The organism is Legionella nautarum (assembly GCF_001467895.1).
GTDB lineage: Bacteria > Pseudomonadota > Gammaproteobacteria > Legionellales > Legionellaceae > Tatlockia > Tatlockia nautarum.
The window spans coordinates 34,995-54,621 of sequence record NZ_LNYO01000010.1; the positions used below are offsets into that span (position 1 = coordinate 34,995).

Sequence of the window (19,627 nt, forward strand, 5' to 3'; positions counted from 1 at the left end):
CCTGCTAATTTTCGCTCTGACGCCTCAGTGCCAATCAGATCGCAGAAAACTGCTATATTAAATGATATAGAGGTTTTCGGTGGTAGGTGATGAAAACTGAAGACGACGTTTTAAGCGGCTTAGATACTGATAAATGGTCTCAAAATTCAGTCAATGCGGTTCTTGCTGCAAAAGCAGAAAAGCTAGCAGTAAAAGGCTTGGTATTAAATTGTTATTCTTTGGACATTGACCCACGTGACGATATGCCTAATGAAAAATATAACGAAGATAATATCACTAGCTTTGTAGATTCTATCTATGAAAAAGCAGCGCACCTAAAAGACAATGAAACACTTCGCTTCCAGGTAGCAATTAAAGTCAATGACGTTCACTGGACTGCCGTGGATATGGAGGTATCTAATAAAAGCGTCAAAATGTTAAACATAGATGCATTGGGTGACGAATCTGGAATCACTGCTGCACTCGATATATTTTTGAAACTTGCAGAAAAATATCCGAATTACTCAACAGACTCTCCCGAGTTCAAATTTAGGTGGTTAAAGCACGGCACTATAAGGGGGGCAGATGATAAAGTACAAGGAATTCAATATGACAATGAAAGCTGCTCTCGTTTTACACTCGATCATTTATTTCATTTAAATAACATAGATTCCTTTGCTCTGCTTGAGGCTAAGGAAAATGACTTTAGCGAATATAATTTTAGTAAACAGGTGAAATCATTTGATGCGAGTAACATGCCAAAAGAATTCGCTTTTTTATATCGGGATTCCCAATCCAAAACTTCTTTTGCATCACTGCCAGACCATTTAAAAAGTCAAGTGATTAATAAAAAAGGACAAACTCTCGAAACATCTGAGGCAGCACATACGGGAGAAAAGATAGTAAAAGGTACGGGTAAAACAGCTAACCTCGCTATCGAGCATAAGAAAACTGGTTTTTCTACGGATGCGAGACTTTTATCCAAAAAAAAGGATTTACCCCAATTAGCAGAAAATCGAGACATTCTTAAAGCACTTAAGAGCGACACTTTTTTGCAACCCGTGCACTTTGATAAACAAGCTATAGTAAGAAGACTCATTGCTGAAGCAAAGTCTGTGCTTTCTCTTAGATCAACCGGCTTCATAGGAATTTACAACTACGGTCGTGATATCTCGGCATTGCGGCAGGCTCAAAAGACATTGTCAGCAGGTGAAACAGATAAAGCATTAGAGCAACTTGGAAGATTAACTATCATGACACCGCTTCACAAGCTACAACTCGCACAAATTAGAGAAAATTTTGCTCGGCAAGATAAAATGGAAATGACAGTTGCGACGACTAGCAAAAACTCTTAAATTTTTTAGAGTCCGATTTAGGGAATGATAATCCTATGAGAGAAAAGTTTTAAACGACTTCTAAATAGATTAGTATACTTCTATGATTGTACCCCTTGCTAAAAGGTTTTGACGATGAATCTTGGGCAATCATGCGAGCTAAGACTTTTGCGTTGCATCAAATGATAGTCTCTATATTGCCTAGCAATATGAAGGAAATGGTTACCATCAATAAGGCGCAGATACCAATCAATGTCTTATATGGTACAGGCAAAGGGAAGGTAGCAATAAGCAATTTAATTTTCTATAAATTGATGACTCAGAATTATTTTATTAGTATTTTAAAATAAAATTCATATCATCCTTGATGAAAAGGATAATCAAAATTAGTGAGTGAATAATGGGGTGTTTACATTGAATATACTTTGATATCAATGGGTTAATATTTACCAATTGCAATTGATAAACTATTTCATTAGATAGGGATATGAAGATGAAGAGAAGAGTTTCTCTTACAGCAGGAGCACTAGATAGATCAACCATTTTTTCAATTGTTATTATTAGTATGTTAGTCAGTATCCTATCTCTAATTGTTCCAATAGCCGCTCAAACATTAGTTAATTTAATTGCATTTGGTAAATTATTACAACCTGTATTGACTCTAAGTATCATGGTTTTCATTTTAATGGTAAGTTTAGGCGCCCTCAGTGTTTGGCAGCTTATTATCATTGAGACAATTCAACAGAAACTGATGGTAAAAGTTAGTTTAAATTTAACAGAACAACTCACCCATCTATCTATTGAGAGTTTTTCAACCCACTCTGGGCCTGAGTTGGTTAATCGCTTTTTTGAAATTGTGACTATAAAAAAATCACTTGCCAGCTTATTGATTTACGGAATAAATCTTGGTCTGCAAGTATTTTTTGGTTTAATTTTGCTTTTAGCCTATCATCCTCTTTTTATTTTCTTTGATAGTTTTATTGTAATAAGCATCCTACTTATTGTATTTGTTCCTTATCGTAAAGCTATCGATTCAGCGAAAAAAGAATGTGCTAAAAAACATAAAATTGGCTCATGGCTCGAGGAAATTTTAATCAACCATTTTTTATTTAAATTTAATTTTTATGATCGGTTCGTTCTTCAAGAAACAGATCGCAGGTTAGTTGAATTTCTGAAAGTGAGAAATCAACATTTCAAAGAACTGATTAAGCAGCAAACTGGTTTTTATATTTTATCCGCCTTTGCAACCAGTCTTCTACTTGGTTTAGGAGGCTATCTTGTTATCAACAATCAATTAAGTTTAGGCCAATTAGTCGCCTCTGAGATAATATTAGGGTCGTTTATTTATGCGTTCAAACGATTTGGTACACTATTAGAAAACTATTATGACTTAAGGGCATCTTCTGACAAAATTGATGCACTTATGAATTTACCTACCGAACAAACTCAAAAAGCCCTAAATTTTTTTTCATCGCAAAATTATTTCCGATTACGTATTCATGATAAAGATCAAGTAGTTCTTTCACAAAACCAGCCTCTTATCATTAAAACTACCAGCTCTGAATTATGTAAATATTTTGTTGAGGATTTGTTTGGTTTTGCAAAACATAATTTTTTGGAGATTGACATAAATGGAATATCTTGTGATGAAAAGCATCGTATTCTTCTCCGTCATCACAGCCTTCTTGTCAGTGGGATTCAATGGTTCTCAGGCAGTATATACGACAATTTATTTTTAAAACGCAAAAACAGTACAAATGTAGATGTCTATGTCCTACTTGAGAAATTAGGCTTAATAGCTAAAATTAGAAAGCTGCCTGAAGACCTTCACACTTTGATTTATGATTGGCAAACTGTATTTACTGAGGAAGATTTAACAAAGCTAATGATAGCACGTGCTTTCTTCTTAAAGCCTCAGCTATTGGTTATCGATAGAAGCCTTGATTTATTTGACTCACAAACCCTAGAAGAAATACTAGTTTTATTAAAAAATTTAGATAGCACGCTAATAATTATCCTGAGTAACCGATCAGACTTGTCATTATTCCCTCACTTTTCAAATGTGAATTTATGAAACTTTATTCTTATACAATTCTAAAAAAGCTACCTAAACCGAAAACAGTTTTATTCATTACTTTACCGATTTTTTTAGGCATGGTGCTTATTCTTTTATTGACGCCTTGGCAACAATTTGCATTAGGAAATGGCCGAGTAATCGCTTTTTCACCAACAGAGCGTCTACATACTGTTAATTCCCCTATTAGTGGACGAATAAAAAAATGGTATGTTGATGAAGGAATGATAGTAAAGCCAGGTGATCCTTTAGTAGATGTGTCGGATAATGATCCTGAGCTTTTATCGCGCTTGGAGCTAGAAAAAAAAGCAATTCTCCTCAGAATCGAAGCAGCCAAACAGGCTATAGCGGCAGGAAAATCAAATGTCATTAGGCAGAAGAAACTATATGAGGAGGGCATCAACTCAAAGCGTCAGTATGAACTTGCACAGATTGAGTATGCTAAATATCAAAATGATCTTGCTCAAGCTAATATCAATAAAGTTGATATTGATATACGGATTGCCAGACAACAAACTCAACTTATAAAAGCACACGTAGCAGGTACTATTTTTAAGCGATTAACCGGAGAACAAAGCGTCGTTGTTAGTGCAGGTCAGGTATTAGCGCAAATTATTCCGAATACTAAGTCACGCGCAGTAGAACTCTGGATTGATGGAAATGATATACCTTTTGTCCGCTTACATCAAAAGGCTCAGCTCCAATTCGAAGGTTGGCCTGCTATTCAATTTCGCGGATGGCCTGAAATTGCAGTAGGAACGTTTAGGGGCACTGTTGCATTCATCGATCCGACTGATAATGGTCGAGGTCTCTTTCGAGTGGTCATTGTCCCCAATGAGCCATGGCCTAACACTCGTTTTTTAAGACAGGGAGTTTTAGTTCATGGTTGGGTCCAATTAGGTAAAGTGCCGTTATGGTACGAACTTTGGCGTCAATTTAATGGTTTTCCTCCTGAAAGCGATGATGAGTATAAAAAGTTATGATCAACCAATTAGTTTACCGATCTAAGGCTTTTATTAATGTAATACTCCTAATTTTGTTTCTTTTGAGTTCTTCAGAAAGCTTTTGCAGAATTAATGAGCCATTGAAGCTAGTGGATATCCTTGAGAAAGTCGATCAATTTTATCCACAAGTTATAATTGCTTATTTAGAAATAAGTAAAGCTCAAGGTGATTATATCAGCGCACTCGGGAATTTTGATCCTACCTTGAATATTAACAGCCGCTCCCAACCTTTTGGAGGCTATGTTAATACACATATCGATAATGAATTGGTTGTCCCTACCCTAAAAAATGGTCTAAAACTCTTTGGTGGATACCGGATTGGACGTGGTGATTGGCCTATATATTATCAAAATTACCTTACTAATTCTGGCGGTGAATACCGTGTGGGCTTATCTTTCCCTTTGCTCAGAAATAGAGCAATTGATAAAGAGCGAACTGCTTTGTTTACCCAGGCAGAAATAATTCACTTAAACAATCAAAATGCCTCATCAACGAAAATAAAAATATATCAAGAAGCCATTAAAGCCTATTGGCAATGGGTTGAAGCAGGCTTTCAAGTGAAGGCTTTCAGGCATTTGCTTTTTTTAGCAAAGAAAAGACAAGATGCTATCATAAAGCAAGCAAATCAAGGTGAGTTGGCTAAACTGGCTATAGCGGAAAATTTACAAATGATGATCCAACGCCAACAATTTGTAAATCAAGGTAAGATGATGCTAGAGCAGGCGGCAGTAAACCTTTCAATTTATTATCGAGATTCAAGAGGGCGAAGACTGAAACCAAAAACCTCTCAATTACCCCATTTAATAAAAGCAAAACGGATTACAGTATCGACTATTTTTGACAGATTAAAAGATCATCCAGAACTTCGTAAAATGGAAAGTTATTATCATATCGTTAAAATGAAACAGAATTTAGCTCGTAATGATTTACTACCTAACTTGGATGCGATGGCTTATACCTCGAAACAATATGGAAACGGAGGATACCCTAGGCTAATCCCCCAGGCAGCACTGGTGGGAATTTCATTTAAATTTCCGTTTTGCCAACGCGAGGCAAAAGGGAGACTCCTAAGCAGCACCAGTGAACTTAAACAAATTAAAACTAAAAAAAAATTTATCTATGAAAAATTAAGTAATCAATTAGCTAATTTTTTTATAGCAATCAGAATTTACAATCAGCAAATTAATTTACTGACTCATTCTTTGCACTTGGCAAAAAAAGTAGAGCATGGAGAGATGAAAAAATTTTATCAAGGGGATAGCACACTTTTTTTAGTTAATCAGCGAGAGCAAAATACAACCCAGGTACGATTGGATTTAATCAATGCTAAAATAAGTTTGCAACAACTTAATGATTTAGTTCAATTTTTCTCTTCAACAGAGAAAATACTTAAAATTAATAAGACCCGGCGGGGAGCTATTGCTTCAGTTATAAGGACTAAATTAAATTAACAATAAACACATCATTGTTAATATTAACTTGACTATTTCAACTAAAGCGGTTTCTTGCTCTTTTCAAGATATAAATAGATCTAGAGTTCATATTCAGTGGAGTTGTGAAAATATCAGTTAAGGCCTTTCGACCAAAGGAAAGTCCTAAGGGATGATGGTCGAATAATAGTATCAAATTTATAAATTAATTAAGGTGAATCTAAATAAGTAACATCAAAATTAATTTATAACTTTTTGAACATACTTTACTTCCATCTTTTATCAATCCAGGCCACTGGATAAAATATTTTCTACTCTTATAAACTATGTACAAGGATATGAATCAACTTTTCACAGGAAGGATTGAATCGTTTATCATTTTCATAAGTTTAAGCTTACTCTCTTCATATCGATTAAGGTCGTGGTCGAATAAAGTTATATGTCCTACCTTCCGATTAGGATAAGATTTTTTACCGTAATTATGATAATGAACTCCTGGAATGTTTAGACAATCTTCTATGGGAAACATATTGCCAAGACAATTTACTAAAAAGCAATTACTAAGAAATTCTGTATTGCCTAAGGGTAAAGAAAAAATTGCGCGTAAATGATTTTCAAACTGACTAGTCATTGCCCCTTCAATCGTTAAATGACCCGAATTATGAACTCTGGGAGCTATTTCATTGACGATGAGATCGCCATTGTGGTGAAAAAATTCGACGGTCATTACCCCTACATATTCCAAAGCATCCATAATTTTTTTAACAATGCTTTCGGCTTTCTGTTGCAACAAGTTATTAGCTAATGAAGCTTCAGACCAGTGGAGTATACCATTGTAATGTTGATTTTTAATAAGAGGATAAAATCGTGTTTCTCCTTGTTTATTCCTCACAGCAATAAGTGATAGTTCCCCTTCATAAGGAACAAATTGTTCCAAAATTAAATCATTAGACTGCATCAGTTTCCATGCTTTTTCTATATCAGAAAGCTGATGAAGCACATATTGTCCCTTACCATCATAACCCAATCGTCTTGTTTTCAAAACGGCAGGGCTATTCTTCCAACTTATAAAAATATCGGATAGCTGATCGAGAGTTTCAATTGCAACAAAACGTGCGGTTTTGATAGCTAATGAGTTTAGAAATTTTTTTTCTAACAAGCGATCTTGACTAATTTTCAGAGCTTTAATAGGGGGATAAAATAAAACTTTTTCTCCGATTGTATTAGCACAAGCTAATGGTATATTTTCCGTTTCAAAAGTAACACAATCCAATTCGTTACAAAAAGCCGTAATTAACTTTTCGTCAGAGAAAGAGCCTGAGATGATACGAGTTACATCGGATGCGCATGGATTTGTATCGGGTGCAAAGCACAGAGTGCGAATTCCAAGGTAGTGCCCAGCAATAGCCAGCATTTTTGCTAATTGCCCAGCACCTAAGATGCCAAGTTTCATAATAACTCCAATGGGGATTGGTTCTCAAGAACTTTTTGAGTTTGTTGCTTTCGGTATTGATTTAACCGTTCACAAATCTCAACATTGTTGTTAGCAAGGATTGCTGCTGCTAAAATTGCAGCGTTGATAGCTCCCGCTTTGCCCACAGCTAGAGTACCAACGGGAACCCCCGTGGGCATTTGAACGATCGAAAGCAATGAATCTAAACCATCGAGTAAGGAAGATGGAATTGGCACACCCAAAACTGGGAGCCTCGTCATTGCAGCCATCATCCCAGGAAGATGGGCGGCACCACCTGCGCCTGCAATAATAATTTGTATTCCCCGCTCAGCGGCATTTTGCGCATAATTATAGAGCTTGTCTGGTGTTCGATGAGCGGAGACAATCTCTGCTTCAAAAGAAATTTTAAAGTCCTTTAATGTTCTTGCGCATTCACTAAGTATCGTCCAATCACTTTGAGAGCCCATTACAATACCAACAAGAGGATTTTCTTGCATCTTCATTACTCCTATACTTATTTTTTTAAGGATTACAATAATTACAGTATTGAGGTTCTGCTTCAATTAAGCCATCTTTCCTTGAATATTTTTCAAAATAATCACATTGAATACAACCCCAAATTTCTTGCTGGTATAAGGAAGTAAGGGATGCGCATTGGCGGCAAAGAAGACTTCCTTCGGTCTTTTTAAACCCAAAGCCAGGAGCACTGCATAAAGGGCAGCAGCATCGGATGCGATTGACTAGTTTTTCGGCGAGCACAGCGATTGCCTGCATCCTCGTTGGGTTCATCATTGCTCTCATATCGGTTGCGAGAAAGAGCTCTTTTTCTAGTTTAAAACCCGATGCTAAGGCAGTTTGAAGCGCTTTTATATCTCTGATTCCTTTTGCAACTACTTTTTTATCGCTATGGGTCTGAAGGGTAAGTGCGTGTTCGGGAAAGCCTGCCCTTTTCAAAAAATCATTGAGCTCTGTTTGCGGATTGATGGTCATCATGCAGTAATTTGTCTTGGGGGTAATATATTGCTCTGCAATGATCCAGTTATTCTTCCTATCTAAAAACACCATAATTTCATGATCACTAGGAATAAAAGGAAAAGACGGATGCGCACCAAAACTTCCTTCACTGGAAATCGCCAATTCATATTTATAGCGCTCTGCAGCATGGCGTGCTTTTAAAACACAAGTTTGATAAGGGGATGTGGTCCTTGCTATTTCACCAGTGAAGGTACCAAATTCGTCGGTATCAAAGTCGTGCACATCAAGTGTGCACGCCAGTTTATCAAAAAAAACATCAGCAATTGCTTTTTCCTTCTGATGTTTCGAGGCAAGAAGAATTGACCGATTCTGATAATGCATGATTAATCCTCTTCAATTGAGTTAAAATAATCCATTCGCGCTACGTCAACATCCGAGACAAACATAACGCCTGAATTATTTTGAAATAGGGTTTTCATTCCTAAAGCAAGGGTTGCAATCACTTCCTCTGGTGCCACTGCAAGAAACATTAAAAGAGACGCCCTGTCGTTAAATAATATTTTTCCTTCATGAAATCCATGATGACCTTTACCCGATATATTTCGCAATAAAGTAAAACCTGTGACCTTGGCTTCCTCCATCATCGAAGTGATGAGATGTTCATGCTCACCAGAAACAATAATTTCTATTTTTTTCATAGGATGTAGGTTAATACCAGTATCCTTTCGCTCTTGAACTTTAATGGTGCTCATATTTTTTCCTATTTTAGTTTGCTAAAATCCAATGACCCCTTTGATTCAATTTGTAGGCCAGTCCATCATTGGCGTCTATTAGAATCAGATGAACCCATTCATTGAAGAATAATTTTTTCAAAATTGTTTGTCGTTCGATAATGTTTGACACAAGCTTCTTAGGTGCCAGAATCAAAGTCACTAAACGTTGCGGTTGATGATAAGAACATGTATCGCTGCTCATTACTGATTGCAAAGGAAGCCCGTGCATTAAATCACTGCCATTTCCCTGCATAACACCCAATTTACCGGTGATATTATGAGTAATTTTGCTTCCACTTCCGTAAGCTACATTATCAAGGGTTGAAAACAAATATTGACTATTAATCCATTGGGCAACCACCATCGGTGCAGTTAAAATTGTTTCAAGAAGGCTCCCTTCAGGGTCTTGTGTCCAGTCATAAGAATGTAAAAAGCATCGCCCATCAAGATCAATATTTTTTGTTAAAGAACGTGGCGCAACAATAAAAGCGGCGTTGCGTGCAAGCCCCCATTCAGGCCGTGTTTCAGACCAATCCTGACTTCTCCGCTGGATGTCTTTTTCTGCATGGATTGAATTTAATTTTTTGCCTCGTTCTAGATTTGTGCAAACTTTTGCTTTCTCTAAATCAGCTCGCAATTGGGTAAGGAGATGTGGATAGATTACTTTAGGCTTCTTCAAATTATAGATATCAATGGAGTCGGTCGTTGTATTATGAAGTGCAGCATAAAATAGCGTGTCCAGCGGTATATGTATGCCTTTTTCTTCTAATGCTCTTCGAACTTCTGGCTTATTTAACATTGCAGCTAAAAGTTTGGCATTGGTACCGCCATGATTTCCACCACAGGCACCGCAATCCAATGCCGATGCATAAGGATTGTTTTCTGTCGAACTTCCATGACCGCAAAAAATAATAAGTTTTGCAAAGCCTGAAGTGAGCCCCATCAATCGCAACACCGTTTCTGCATAATCGATCTGCTCGCTTAAAGAAATGCCCTGCTCCCAGTTGTCCTCATTTAGCTCAAACAAAGGTTCTGTTTGAACTTCAGGATTCATGAAACGTTTTAAAGATGCGCTTGATTGGTTAGCAAAAGTTGGAGCAAGCGACTTAAATAGCATTTTTACACCACACCAGGCCCCCAATGTTTCGACTAATGCAAAAGGGGTTACAAAATTATATTTTAATTCTTGGTACATCGTTCTAAAGCTAGTCTTGATGACTTTTTCTTGCTGGAGATGTTTAATAGAGCGAGCGTTTTTAACGCTTGGCTTTTCATCAATGTAAAAACGTGGTTTTAATAATACAGGGCAACAGTCTTTTAGCTTGCCAGTTGCAAATTCTTTAACACGGATAGGTAAACCAAAAAAACCTGCAAAGCCCAGTGTTTCGTAATTTCCCAGCTTTTCTATAGCCCTACGAATGGGCTCAGAACGAACATCAATACAAAAAACTAGCTGTGCATTGGCCCTTTCACTCTTCGTTTCTAATGCATTCGCTGCAGGCAAAACAGTTCTTATCAATGTTTGTTGATAGTTCTTTTCATTATTTTTCAATTCATTAAGAACTTTTTGAACCGAAGAACTATCTTCTGTTCTTTGGCTTTCTTTCGCAGCTTCTGGCCAAAGCAAGCAAGTAATGACCAGACGTACGGCAAGAAAATCTGTCAGTGTAATAGGCTGTTTGTCTTTTGCTGTGGAATTATCCCAAGCGGTTTTCCATTTCACCAAGCCAGCCCAGCCTGGTAAATAAAGAAAAGTTTGGGTAATAAATTCTTCTTCTTTTTCTTTAGAAACTCCAAGTTTTTCTAAGCAGAGAATGATAGCTTCTTCAGCGTTTTTCGGTAAATTGGATAGCCATTGTATGTAATCTTTTTTATTGTGATGTAGTTTTTTATCAAAATAAGCTAATTTTGAAAATCCAAAATAAAACCCTTTGTCCCGATGGGGCATTTCGATAGCACTTTGTCCGAGATCAAAAAAGCTACCACACCATTTAATCATTTGTAAATTAACCTTTTCTAAGGAACTGTTGTGCGGGGCTTTTTTTTGCCTAAAACCACCTGTTGTTAAAGCCTCTTCAAAGTGTTTTTCTTCAAAGCCTTGCAAGGGGTTACATGCTATAAAAGTTTCCAGGGGCCACACAGGTGCAATTCTTTTAGCAGCATTATTGATTAAGGCGCTTACCCTAAGCCTTCTGTTTTCTGTCTTAACAGGAATAGCTGCTTTCATTGAAAATTCAATTGTTTTTTCTTTGTTTGATATTATTTTTTCTGTAGTCATTTTCTACTCCTTAAAGTAATTAGTATTTATAGTCAGACCTTAATGTGGTTACAGTTTTAGGCGAAGGTTGACTTTGATTGAATAAGCTCATGTAGAACCAACACCCAACATTCGACTCCTTTACTCTTTTCATTAACCCGAGGTTAAAAACGAACCAAGGTAATAGAAGTAGAACCAAAGCAACGAGGTGTAGTATTGATAGCTTCTGTAGATAAAACTGGGACAAATTAGGAAGTAATAATTCAATCAGATGAATGCTTCCACCATAAATCAAACCGGCCAAAGACGACATGACTAATCCAAGCGTTATATTTTGCATAGACAAGCCATTGTTTATTAAGGTCAGCATGAGTTGAGTTCCTGCAATGAACGCAAATACCAGCAAAAAGGAAGTTGCTTGCAAAGATAAGATTGGCTTATTAGTCATAAAAGCAAAGCCAAGCATCCCTAAAAAACCACCCAGGTTGGCCACTAGGAAAAGGCTAGGTTTATAAGCATTAGTTTTAATTTGGTGAGATTTTTGCGCTACGACAGAGCCAGAGTTTAAAAAGAGATAAGCTTTAAATAATCCATGCCAACACAAATGAGCGACAGCCGCTGCAAAAAGACCTAAACCACATTGCATCATCATAAATCCCATTTGCGCTAAAGTTGAACAAGCCAACATTCGCTTGATATCATGTTGCATAAGCTTCCAAAATGTACCTAGAAAAGCTGAGATAAGGCCAAGGGCAAATATGAGGGATAACAACCCATTAAAGGCTGCGAATAGTGGGGCAAACTTTACAATGAGAATACCGCCGCCATTGACTAGACCTGCGTGCATTAAGGCTGAAACTGGCGTAGGTGAATTCAAGGAGCTAATAAGCCAGCGATGAAAGGGCCAAATGGCGGACTGAGTTAATGCAGTAAGCGTGATAAGCAATGCCGCCGCTGCAAAAACACTAGAATTTGCCAAGTTTTTTCCACTTAAAGCTTGGATCGAAGCGCTGTCATTGCTTAAGGTAATTAAAATAAAGGCGGCTAACAAACTGATGCTGCCGACAAATAAAGTTTTTAGCGTGAGCCAACCTGAATTTCTTGCTGCAATCCATTCCTTCTTGTGAATCATTAACAAGATTAAGAAAAGATTACTAAGCGACCAGGCACACCAAAAAAGGATCAAGTTATCAGTCAGAACCATTACCACTGCGCTTAGTGTAATCGCTGCCAAGGTACAAAAGTAACGCGAGTAAAGTTTATCGCCGTTCATGTACCTTAGGGAAAATCGATGCGCGATAAAACTTACTAATAAAATTAAAGTAGTTAATAACAGGTTTAGGCTATTTAAACTAATCCATAAATAAGTGGTTGGTGTTTGGAAGTAGCTTAGATAACCTACTGAAAATAAAGCGATTAGAAAACCTAGCCCAATAATACAACTTCCCAAATAAGCCGCTGACTCTGAACTTTTACTTCCGCGAAGGCAGTTCACTAGCAGATTAAGTGTTGGACAGAATAAAATAGCTCCCCATATAAAAAGTAGTGTTGTATTCATAGAGTTCCTCATTAGAATTGTTTTTGATATACAGGAAATATATTAGATAAACTTATATAAGTGAAATTAATATTTTTTATTTTTGTGATTAGAAATTCTAATTAATATGCCGGTTTTTTTAAGTTCGGGCGCATAACGCCCAATCTAACAATCAACCATAGTGCGCGCATCGAGAGATTCAGCAGTTAAAATTTTCTTTTGGTACGGTATCCAAGCTCTATGCCAATATTAAAGACCGAACTATTAGAAAAGAAATTAGCGATACGCTTGGGCAATATAGCGAAATCATCAAATCATGGATGAGCTCACTGACCTACACCAGAAATTTATGCGCGCACCATTCTCGCTTATGGGGGTCCTGTGGAAGAACCCCCAAAAGTGGGCGTTCTGAATTTATGAGCAATTTTATTCCGTAAAAAACAATTAAATTTGATCTAAATCTGCTTTTGTAAGATCGCCCGTACAATTCACCTTTTAACTTGAAAATTGAATAATTTTTTCATTTACCAATTCAGATTGATCTACAGAAACCATATGTTTTGCTTTTGAAATGATAACGATTGTAACAAATGGAGCAACTGAGCAGACGCGAGAAGCAACTTTTTCTGCGTCATAGAGCACTTCGTCTTCGCCAAGAAGTAATAATGTACGAGATGGAAGATGTGCTAAATCATAATCTGAAATAATAGGTATTTTAGTTGTATTTAGTTTGTACGCTTGCACTTGAATTACAAAAGCTTGTACTGATTGTTCTAGAAATTCGGAACCTCGTGATGACATATATTTTAAAAATTCTCTTGCAAAAAATGTTGTGGGTAACACATTGGCAAGAAGGAAGCGTAATATAAAGGAGATTCGCATCTTTAAAAGCGAGGGTGGTGCAAGCAATATAAGCGAATCAACGTATTGAGGAAATGTTAATGCAAATTGATGAGCAAGCGTACCCCCAAGAGACGCACTACATAGCGCAGCTTTGCTAATACCTAGTGCATCAAAATATTCTTTTAACCAAGAAGAATATTCCGTAATCTTTGTTGGTCTGGTGCCAGCACTTTTACCTGCCTCACCAATAATATCTATTGCATAGATTCGAAAGTGCTTAGAGAGAGTAGCAACATTATCAATAAACATCGTAGAATTTCCGCCACCACCATGCAATAGCATGAGTGGTTTAGCCTCCTGAGCCCCTGATATGAATTAGTTTCGACTTAATCTGACAGACCACTTGAAAAAGTGAGAGTTTCCGGTTTTGATAGAAGTGCGAACTTTAAATCAAAACAAAAGGAAAACTCTCATGTTAGATAATAAGGCTCTCCGTTGCAAAAACGAAGGCTAGTTTATACTTCAAGGTAAACTATTAACCGGAAAACCAAATGCGCTCAACAAAACCTGTAGCATTTAAATGGCGTCATTTTCATGGAGAAGTAATCCTGCAATGTGTACGCTGGTATTGTAAATACGGAATTAGTTACAGGGATTTGGAAGACATGATGGCGGAGCGTGGTCTAGAAATAGACCATACAACCCTGTACCGTTGGTTCAGCATTATGCACCTGAGCTTAAAAAAAGACTTGAATGGCATAGAAAACGTTATTCTAGACGTTGGCATTTGGATGAAACGTACATCAAGATAAAAGGAGAATGGAAATACCTTTATCGTGCAGTTGATGAACGGGGTAATACGATTGATTTTTATCTATCACATCGACGCAATACTATTGCTGCCAAACGATTTCTTAAGAAACTGATAAAAGGCAATCCAACGTGTGATATCAGCGTGATCAATACCGATAAAAATCCGGCTTATGGCCAAGCCATTAAAGAGTTAAAACACGAAGGCACGCTTGCTGAACATGTTGATCATTTGCAAATAAAATATCGCAATAATCGCCTGGAAGCTGATCATGGTAAGCTTAAACGTCTCATTAATCCAGCCAGAGGATTTCAGTCTATGAAGACTGCTTACGCTACTATTAAGGGATTTGAAATCATGCGAATGTTTAAAAAAGGACAGTTCAATATTTGGATGTATGGAACACGGACTGAAGTGTGTTTTATTAATGAACAATTTGGCCTATGCAGCTGAGATCTATCCAACAGTTAAGATTTTTTAAGTTGATTCTTTTTTGCAACGGAGCCCAGATATGACCGTCAAACTGATCAGGAGAAAAAGCGCAGATACTATCAGGGTCTGAGTGAACGTATATCACTATTAAGAGACCGAATACATGACTGCATCTCAACCTACATTGCTAAAAATTTTAAAAATACCTCTTGCAAAACCGGCGGGGTCCATACAGGCAATGGGTTAAAATCAAACTGTTATATTTTCCAGGATTTAAGCTATCAATGAGCAATAGCCTACAATTTTCCTTAATAAGTCTGATTACTAGATAATCAGACTTATTGTAATTTAATTCTTCTACCCTCCTCTTAGAAAAACTCTCGACTAAAACCCAAATTTGAGAAAATATTTCGACAAATATACCTTCCATGCTGCATCCTTCTTCAAAAAGCAGCAAATATAACTTATTTATCAGATTGAGCAAATTAGATTAAAATTTAGATGCGTTTACCTTGTAATTCAATGCCGGGGTAATACTCCTTCATATTACCTTAAGGATAATTGTGCAAAATATAACCAACTTAATACATATGAGGAAATATTATGACTTTTAATGAATTACCTTTAGAAGTACAAGCGCAAATTTTATCTAAACTTAAACCGACAGATTTACACGCAACCAAGCTGGTTTCGCAATTTTTTAGACATGAAAGTTTAAGGTTATTATCAACTCAATCTACTTGCCAACAAACATTTAAAAAATTACCTACTACTTCTACTTACTATGCAGTTGGTAACCAAGTAGAGCTTACTCAACCTTCAAGCCCGTTTGATAAATCATTTCCTTACCGAAAAGAGCGACAAAACATTAGGGATAAGGAAATAAAAAATGCTATACCAAAAAGTGGAGAAGTGAAAATATTTCGTACTAAACAAGAAGCCCAGCAATACGCTAGAGATACAAGTACAATAAATCACTCAACAATAGAGCATATGCCTGCTGTATTCCAAGTTCATCTAAAAGAATCTGTATATAGTGCAATTATTAAAGAAAATATAGTACCACTGGTCTATAAAACTTATAGGCTGGAGCCTAAGGAATGTGCTTTGGAATATGTAACAATGAATGTTGATAACCTTGACTTTATTTCAGGACAAGTTTCCTCTCATAAAGAGGTATCAATAGCCTCAAAAGAAGACAAGTGTTTGGTTATGTAATTTGTAGTAGCAGACTTGATCTGACAGTTTCCAATTTGTAGAAGTGTCTGTCAGGTCAAGTTTAGCTAAACGACTTTTCCCATCCCGAACTGTTTACCATCGATTAGGTAGGTAACGAGACCCCATTGCTGTGATCCGTCCCCTAAGAACCTTACTATTACCCATAATTAAGAAAGAGCAAGATTCCAACCTTCTGCAAGATCAATTAATCTTTTCCATCCTCTCCACAATGTTATAGGGCCAGGTTCTCCATCGTTTTTTCGGGCTAAAAAACCTCCTAACTGAGCTATCCATTTCACGGTTTCTCGTATTGTCGGTGGTGTTTCAGGATAGTGTTTTGTATGATGTATTTTGGTATACAAGACGTTCCATTCCTCGTTAGCCAGTAAGAAAGTACATGGAAGATTGGGACTTTCTCTAGCGACTAATGTGATAAAAAAAATTCTCCATGCAATGACGCTCATTATGGTAAGAAAACGGATTAATCTATCGGCTGTTCCGAGCCTGCACTCTTCAAGGCTCCGTTGCAAAAACCAAACACTGAATTATACTTGAGTAATTTTATTCAGGAGTTCCTAACCATGAAGGGGTTTGAAGTCCTCACGACCGAAAACATACGCTAAGCTAGAATTCAGTGCGAATTAAAAACCATATGGATTTTTTCTGTTATAAAAATTATTAAAATAACGCACTCATGATGATTTTTTATTTTCAATATTTATTATAAATCATATAGATACTGCTTAGCGTACGTTTTCGGTCGTGAGGACTTCAAACCCCTAATGAAATGAACTCCTCTTCTTCCAGTAGGCCATAAACTGAAATCCCATTTTTTGGAGGTTCTTCGGCAGAACCCTATTAATGAAAATAAGACCATTAGCTCAGAAGAAAATTAGACAATTTGGACACTCTAAAAAGCTTAAGTAAGTGCCATTCGAGTCTGACCCCATTGATTTTTTTGAGTTACAAACCCATCGTCCTGCTCTTACTTGTTTCTCATCTGGTTATTATCATCAAAGAGCTCTGTTAAGTCATTATAGCTGCGAGTATTGCGAATCCAATTTAATTTAAAAAAGCCAACTAATCCTGTTTCTCTATGCTTAGAGGTCACCATTTTCGCCTCGGCGATTTGTGTTTTTAATTCTCCTGTCGAATAATCGATATTAACGTCGTTGAGTTTATCCAACATATTATTAAGAAACGTAAACTTACTAGATTCTTTAGGTAAGTCGTTTCTTGCTAATTGTTTTTCTAAATATTTCACTAATACCTTTTTGTATTTTTTATTGTTATCAATAATACTCTGTGGATCCTTCCCTTGATTAAAAATAATATCCCAGAATCCATCCATTTTCTCTTCAGAAATCAGCCTATTAGTATTGGCCACCACAATTAGTTTCTGCTCTTTGGTCGATCTTGTTTTAAAAGAATAGGAGAAGGACGAAGTTGACTCAACTCCCTCGTCAATAACCTCTCCTTCACCGAATAAAATACTTTTGCAACTGTCTAAAATACCTGCCAGTTTTATACTGGTCGTTGATTGAAAAAAAGACCTACTTGTATTTGCTGCGTTGCTACTATAATAGTCATATCATCTTGCAGTTTCTTTATGCCAAACGGAAATGCTAAGAATTTTCATAAAAAGCACCAAAAATTGTCAAAAAATTACTTCTATAGTTATTTCCCCTTTCTGTCAATATAGGTATTTCCCCTTACTGGTCTAGCGCTCCTGAACTTGCGCCCTGAAGCAAAAATCTAAAAAATTATATCGGAAAATCTCCAATAACATCATTACACCAGGCCAACCTCTATATCCCCATGAGCTCCATATTATTTAAGCATCAACCTTTGGTACCTCTTGCCCAAGACCGAGGACGGAGCTCGATAATCATATTATCTCTCCATTTTAACGACAGAGGGGGATTTATTTTTCTTATCAAAAGTTTTAATTTCGTCTTCAAGACGATTAATTTTTTCTGCTCTCATACAATCTGTCGTTGCTTTGGTGACAGTGCAGGCAAAAAACCCAATGCTTGGAAGCAAAAAGCCGCATATTCCCGAACCTAGAGTTGCTGTTAGTATTGTGCCAGCTTGTACTCCTCCAAGATACGTGCCTGTCGCAACCGACGCGCTCGTTATAGCACTCATTAGTCCTGAGGTGGTCCAACAAAGTGTGCGATGATTGCATATTTTTTCCGAAGCCTGCGAATCATAATCATCAAATAGATCGATTGGTAACATGTCCTCAACTTTGACATTTCGCCAACCAGTATGAGATTTTTTATCTTTTTCTTTTAATTCAGCTAAATTTTGTTGAACATTATGATAATGTTCTATGGTAGGACGTAGCGCTTCAATAATTTGTGCGTAAGTGGCGGTTGTTTCCTTACCTTTTTCGTTCGCTTCTGTTCCAATTTGTAGATTGTTAGGAATAGGTAGTTTATTTGTTAGGGAAAGAGCATTCTCTTGAAAACGGGTACAAGTGGCAGCTGCGCTCGACACATCTTTTAATGAGAGAAAACCGAGAATATGTGCTATTATCTCACCAGGAAGTTTATCAAGCTTCAATTGAGATGCTTCAGTTGTATCCTGAGCTATATTTTCAATTTTACACTGTTCAACGTTTTCTTCATTTCGCTCCATTAATCGAGCAAAGAGACTGCTTGTTTTTTTAGGTAAAAGGGGTTGAGATTGCTCATTTGAAGAATCATCAAATACGCTGGCTATATCGTTAGATGATCCAGCGGAAGTACTACCTTTATCTGCTCTTGGATTCATATAGAGTCTCGTTTTAGTCATTTATAGTAAAAGGGGTTCCTTTCAGGAAGGTACGAAATTTCCCAAAGCCTCTTTATAACTCTTTTCCAGCCTGGGGCAAAGGGAGTAATGGAACCGCCAACCCACTTAGAGGAAAAACTTAATAATAACAAAAGCTTAAATAATTCTAAAATACAATGATTTCTTAGCTAGAGCTAAAAATGATGTCTCAGATACAACATCGGGTGCGACAATCATCGGAACGAAAAGGGGCTGCGTTGCAAAAAATAGGATTAGGTTATAATACCGATTTTCTATAGAGCAGCAAATGTCTAAAAATCCGATTGATTTCAAATGGCGACACTTTAATGGAGATCTAATTTTGCAATGTGTACGTTGGTATTGCAAATATGGCATTAGCTATAGGGATTTAGAAGAAATGATGGCTGAGCGTGGGTTGGCGATTGATCATACAACGGTTTATCGTTGGGTCCAGCACTATGCCCCGGAGCTTAAAAAGCGGATAGATTGGTACAAAAAACGCTACTCCAATCGATGGCACTTGGATGAGACCTACATAAAAATCCATATTGTTTTTAATTCGCACTGAATTCTAGCTTAGCTTACGTTTTCGGTCGTGAGGACTTCAAACCCCGTACACAGGGTTTTACTGTGAGTAGACTGGTTCCTCTATAAGTTTAGATAAGGCTTCGTATTCTCTGTTGCTATCTGGTTTCCCGATAGTGCCAC

Annotated in this window: 15 protein-coding genes and 3 pseudogenes; 8 read left to right on the forward strand and 10 right to left on the reverse strand. The window is 36.9% G+C overall.

What is annotated here, in order from left to right; translation table 11 throughout:
* Positions 1-89: 89 nt before the first annotated feature.
* From Lnau_RS03085 to Lnau_RS03105, 4 genes are all read left to right on the forward strand, one after another.
* Positions 90-1,334: a hypothetical protein gene (locus tag Lnau_RS03085; protein WP_058503693.1), complete on the forward strand. Its 1,245-nt coding sequence runs from the start codon at positions 90-92 to the stop codon at positions 1,332-1,334.
* A gap of 472 nt (positions 1,335-1,806) precedes the next feature.
* Positions 1,807-3,387 (forward strand): ABC transporter transmembrane domain-containing protein, encoded by a 1,581-nt coding sequence (locus Lnau_RS03095; protein WP_058503695.1) that lies wholly within the window; start codon positions 1,807-1,809, stop codon positions 3,385-3,387.
* The gene (locus Lnau_RS03100) at positions 3,384-4,370 is read left to right on the forward strand and encodes an HlyD family secretion protein (RefSeq protein WP_058503696.1); all 987 of its coding nucleotides are present in this window, start codon (positions 3,384-3,386) and stop codon (positions 4,368-4,370) included. The genes Lnau_RS03095 and Lnau_RS03100 overlap by 4 nt, the downstream gene beginning before the upstream one ends.
* Entirely contained in the window at positions 4,367-5,842 is a 1,476-nt protein-coding gene (locus tag Lnau_RS03105) for a TolC family protein (protein WP_065240235.1), read from the forward strand. The genes Lnau_RS03100 and Lnau_RS03105 overlap by 4 nt, the downstream gene beginning before the upstream one ends.
* A gap of 322 nt (positions 5,843-6,164) precedes the next feature.
* Here the strand turns inward: Lnau_RS03105 and Lnau_RS03110 are convergent, their stop codons facing one another.
* From Lnau_RS03110 to Lnau_RS03135, 6 genes are read right to left on the reverse strand one after another with little or no spacing between them, the layout of a single operon-like run.
* The gene (locus Lnau_RS03110) at positions 6,165-7,274 is read right to left on the reverse strand and encodes a 5-(carboxyamino)imidazole ribonucleotide synthase (protein WP_058503697.1); all 1,110 of its coding nucleotides are present in this window, start codon (positions 7,272-7,274) and stop codon (positions 6,165-6,167) included.
* The gene (gene purE, locus Lnau_RS03115; RefSeq protein WP_058503698.1) at positions 7,271-7,771 is read right to left on the reverse strand and encodes a 5-(carboxyamino)imidazole ribonucleotide mutase; all 501 of its coding nucleotides are present in this window, start codon (positions 7,769-7,771) and stop codon (positions 7,271-7,273) included. Before purE ends, Lnau_RS03110 begins: the two co-directional genes overlap by 4 nt.
* A 25-nt stretch (positions 7,772-7,796) precedes the next feature.
* Positions 7,797-8,630 (reverse strand): DUF6671 family protein, encoded by an 834-nt coding sequence (locus tag Lnau_RS03120; RefSeq protein WP_058503699.1) that lies wholly within the window; start codon positions 8,628-8,630, stop codon positions 7,797-7,799.
* Between the two features lie 2 nt (positions 8,631-8,632).
* Positions 8,633-9,001, reverse strand: a complete 369-nt coding sequence (locus Lnau_RS03125; protein WP_058503700.1) for a P-II family nitrogen regulator — start codon at positions 8,999-9,001, stop codon at positions 8,633-8,635.
* A 13-nt stretch (positions 9,002-9,014) separates the two neighbouring features.
* Positions 9,015-11,300 (reverse strand): DUF2309 domain-containing protein, encoded by a 2,286-nt coding sequence (locus Lnau_RS03130; RefSeq protein ID WP_058503701.1) that lies wholly within the window; start codon positions 11,298-11,300, stop codon positions 9,015-9,017.
* 19 nt (positions 11,301-11,319) lie between these two features.
* Complete coding sequence (locus Lnau_RS03135; RefSeq protein ID WP_058503702.1) at positions 11,320-12,837, reverse strand: proton-conducting transporter transmembrane domain-containing protein; 1,518 nt, start codon at positions 12,835-12,837, stop codon at positions 11,320-11,322.
* 176 nt (positions 12,838-13,013) lie between these two features.
* Here Lnau_RS03135 and Lnau_RS16730 point away from each other — a divergent pair, with 176 nt between their 5' ends.
* The gene (locus Lnau_RS16730; protein WP_274520250.1) at positions 13,014-13,253 is read left to right on the forward strand and encodes an Abi family protein; all 240 of its coding nucleotides are present in this window, start codon (positions 13,014-13,016) and stop codon (positions 13,251-13,253) included.
* A 58-nt stretch (positions 13,254-13,311) separates the two neighbouring features.
* On the opposite strand, the gene Lnau_RS03140 is transcribed toward Lnau_RS16730, so the two are convergent.
* Positions 13,312-14,001 (reverse strand): alpha/beta fold hydrolase, encoded by a 690-nt coding sequence (locus Lnau_RS03140; RefSeq protein ID WP_058503703.1) that lies wholly within the window; start codon positions 13,999-14,001, stop codon positions 13,312-13,314.
* Between the two features lie 209 nt (positions 14,002-14,210).
* Between Lnau_RS03140 and Lnau_RS03145 the strand changes: the two are divergent.
* Both Lnau_RS03145 and Lnau_RS03150 read left to right on the forward strand, forming a co-directional pair.
* Positions 14,211-14,923, forward strand: a pseudogene (locus tag Lnau_RS03145) (IS6 family transposase).
* Between the two features lie 582 nt (positions 14,924-15,505).
* A complete protein-coding gene (locus tag Lnau_RS03150; protein ID WP_058503704.1) occupies positions 15,506-16,120 on the forward strand; it encodes an F-box protein in 615 nt (204 codons plus the stop codon).
* A gap of 167 nt (positions 16,121-16,287) precedes the next feature.
* On the opposite strand, the pseudogene Lnau_RS03155 reads toward Lnau_RS03150, so the two are convergent.
* The 3 genes and pseudogenes from Lnau_RS03155 to Lnau_RS03165 form a co-directional block, all read right to left on the reverse strand.
* Positions 16,288-16,638 (reverse strand): annotated as a pseudogene (locus Lnau_RS03155) (IS4 family transposase); the annotation flags it as partial.
* Between the two features lie 467 nt (positions 16,639-17,105).
* Complete coding sequence (locus tag Lnau_RS03160) at positions 17,106-17,471, reverse strand: hypothetical protein (RefSeq protein WP_476630068.1); 366 nt, start codon at positions 17,469-17,471, stop codon at positions 17,106-17,108.
* Between the two features lie 542 nt (positions 17,472-18,013).
* Positions 18,014-18,898 (reverse strand): F-box protein, encoded by an 885-nt coding sequence (locus Lnau_RS03165; protein ID WP_162263172.1) that lies wholly within the window; start codon positions 18,896-18,898, stop codon positions 18,014-18,016.
* 307 nt (positions 18,899-19,205) lie between these two features.
* On the opposite strand from Lnau_RS03165, the pseudogene Lnau_RS03170 reads away from it, so the two are divergent.
* Positions 19,206-19,463, forward strand: a pseudogene (locus Lnau_RS03170) (IS6 family transposase); the annotation flags it as partial.
* Between the last annotated feature and the right edge of the window lie 164 nt (positions 19,464-19,627).

What these genes read in the sequence shown, in the direction of transcription:
- Lnau_RS03160 (WP_476630068.1), bottom strand. Translation starts at nt 17,471, where the DNA reads ATGGATGGATTCTGGGATATTATTTTTAATCAAGGGAAGGATCCACAG.
- Lnau_RS03135 (WP_058503702.1), bottom strand. Translation starts at nt 12,837, where the DNA reads ATGAATACAACACTACTTTTTATATGGGGAGCTATTTTATTCTGTCCA.
- Lnau_RS03100 (WP_058503696.1), top strand. Translation starts at nt 3,384, where the DNA reads ATGAAACTTTATTCTTATACAATTCTAAAAAAGCTACCTAAACCGAAA.
- Lnau_RS03125 (WP_058503700.1), bottom strand. Translation starts at nt 9,001, where the DNA reads ATGAGCACCATTAAAGTTCAAGAGCGAAAGGATACTGGTATTAACCTA.
- Lnau_RS03095 (WP_058503695.1), top strand. Translation starts at nt 1,807, where the DNA reads ATGAAGAGAAGAGTTTCTCTTACAGCAGGAGCACTAGATAGATCAACC.
- Lnau_RS03110 (WP_058503697.1), bottom strand. Translation starts at nt 7,274, where the DNA reads ATGAAACTTGGCATCTTAGGTGCTGGGCAATTAGCAAAAATGCTGGCT.
- Lnau_RS03130 (WP_058503701.1), bottom strand. Translation starts at nt 11,300, where the DNA reads ATGACTACAGAAAAAATAATATCAAACAAAGAAAAAACAATTGAATTT.
- Lnau_RS03165 (WP_162263172.1), bottom strand. Translation starts at nt 18,898, where the DNA reads ATGAATCCAAGAGCAGATAAAGGTAGTACTTCCGCTGGATCATCTAAC.
- Lnau_RS03140 (WP_058503703.1), bottom strand. Translation starts at nt 14,001, where the DNA reads ATGCTATTGCATGGTGGTGGCGGAAATTCTACGATGTTTATTGATAAT.
- Lnau_RS03120 (WP_058503699.1), bottom strand. Translation starts at nt 8,630, where the DNA reads ATGCATTATCAGAATCGGTCAATTCTTCTTGCCTCGAAACATCAGAAG.
- Lnau_RS03150 (WP_058503704.1), top strand. Translation starts at nt 15,506, where the DNA reads ATGACTTTTAATGAATTACCTTTAGAAGTACAAGCGCAAATTTTATCT.
- Lnau_RS03105 (WP_065240235.1), top strand. Translation starts at nt 4,367, where the DNA reads ATGATCAACCAATTAGTTTACCGATCTAAGGCTTTTATTAATGTAATA.
- purE (WP_058503698.1), bottom strand. Translation starts at nt 7,771, where the DNA reads ATGCAAGAAAATCCTCTTGTTGGTATTGTAATGGGCTCTCAAAGTGAT.
- Lnau_RS03085 (WP_058503693.1), top strand. Translation starts at nt 90, where the DNA reads ATGAAAACTGAAGACGACGTTTTAAGCGGCTTAGATACTGATAAATGG.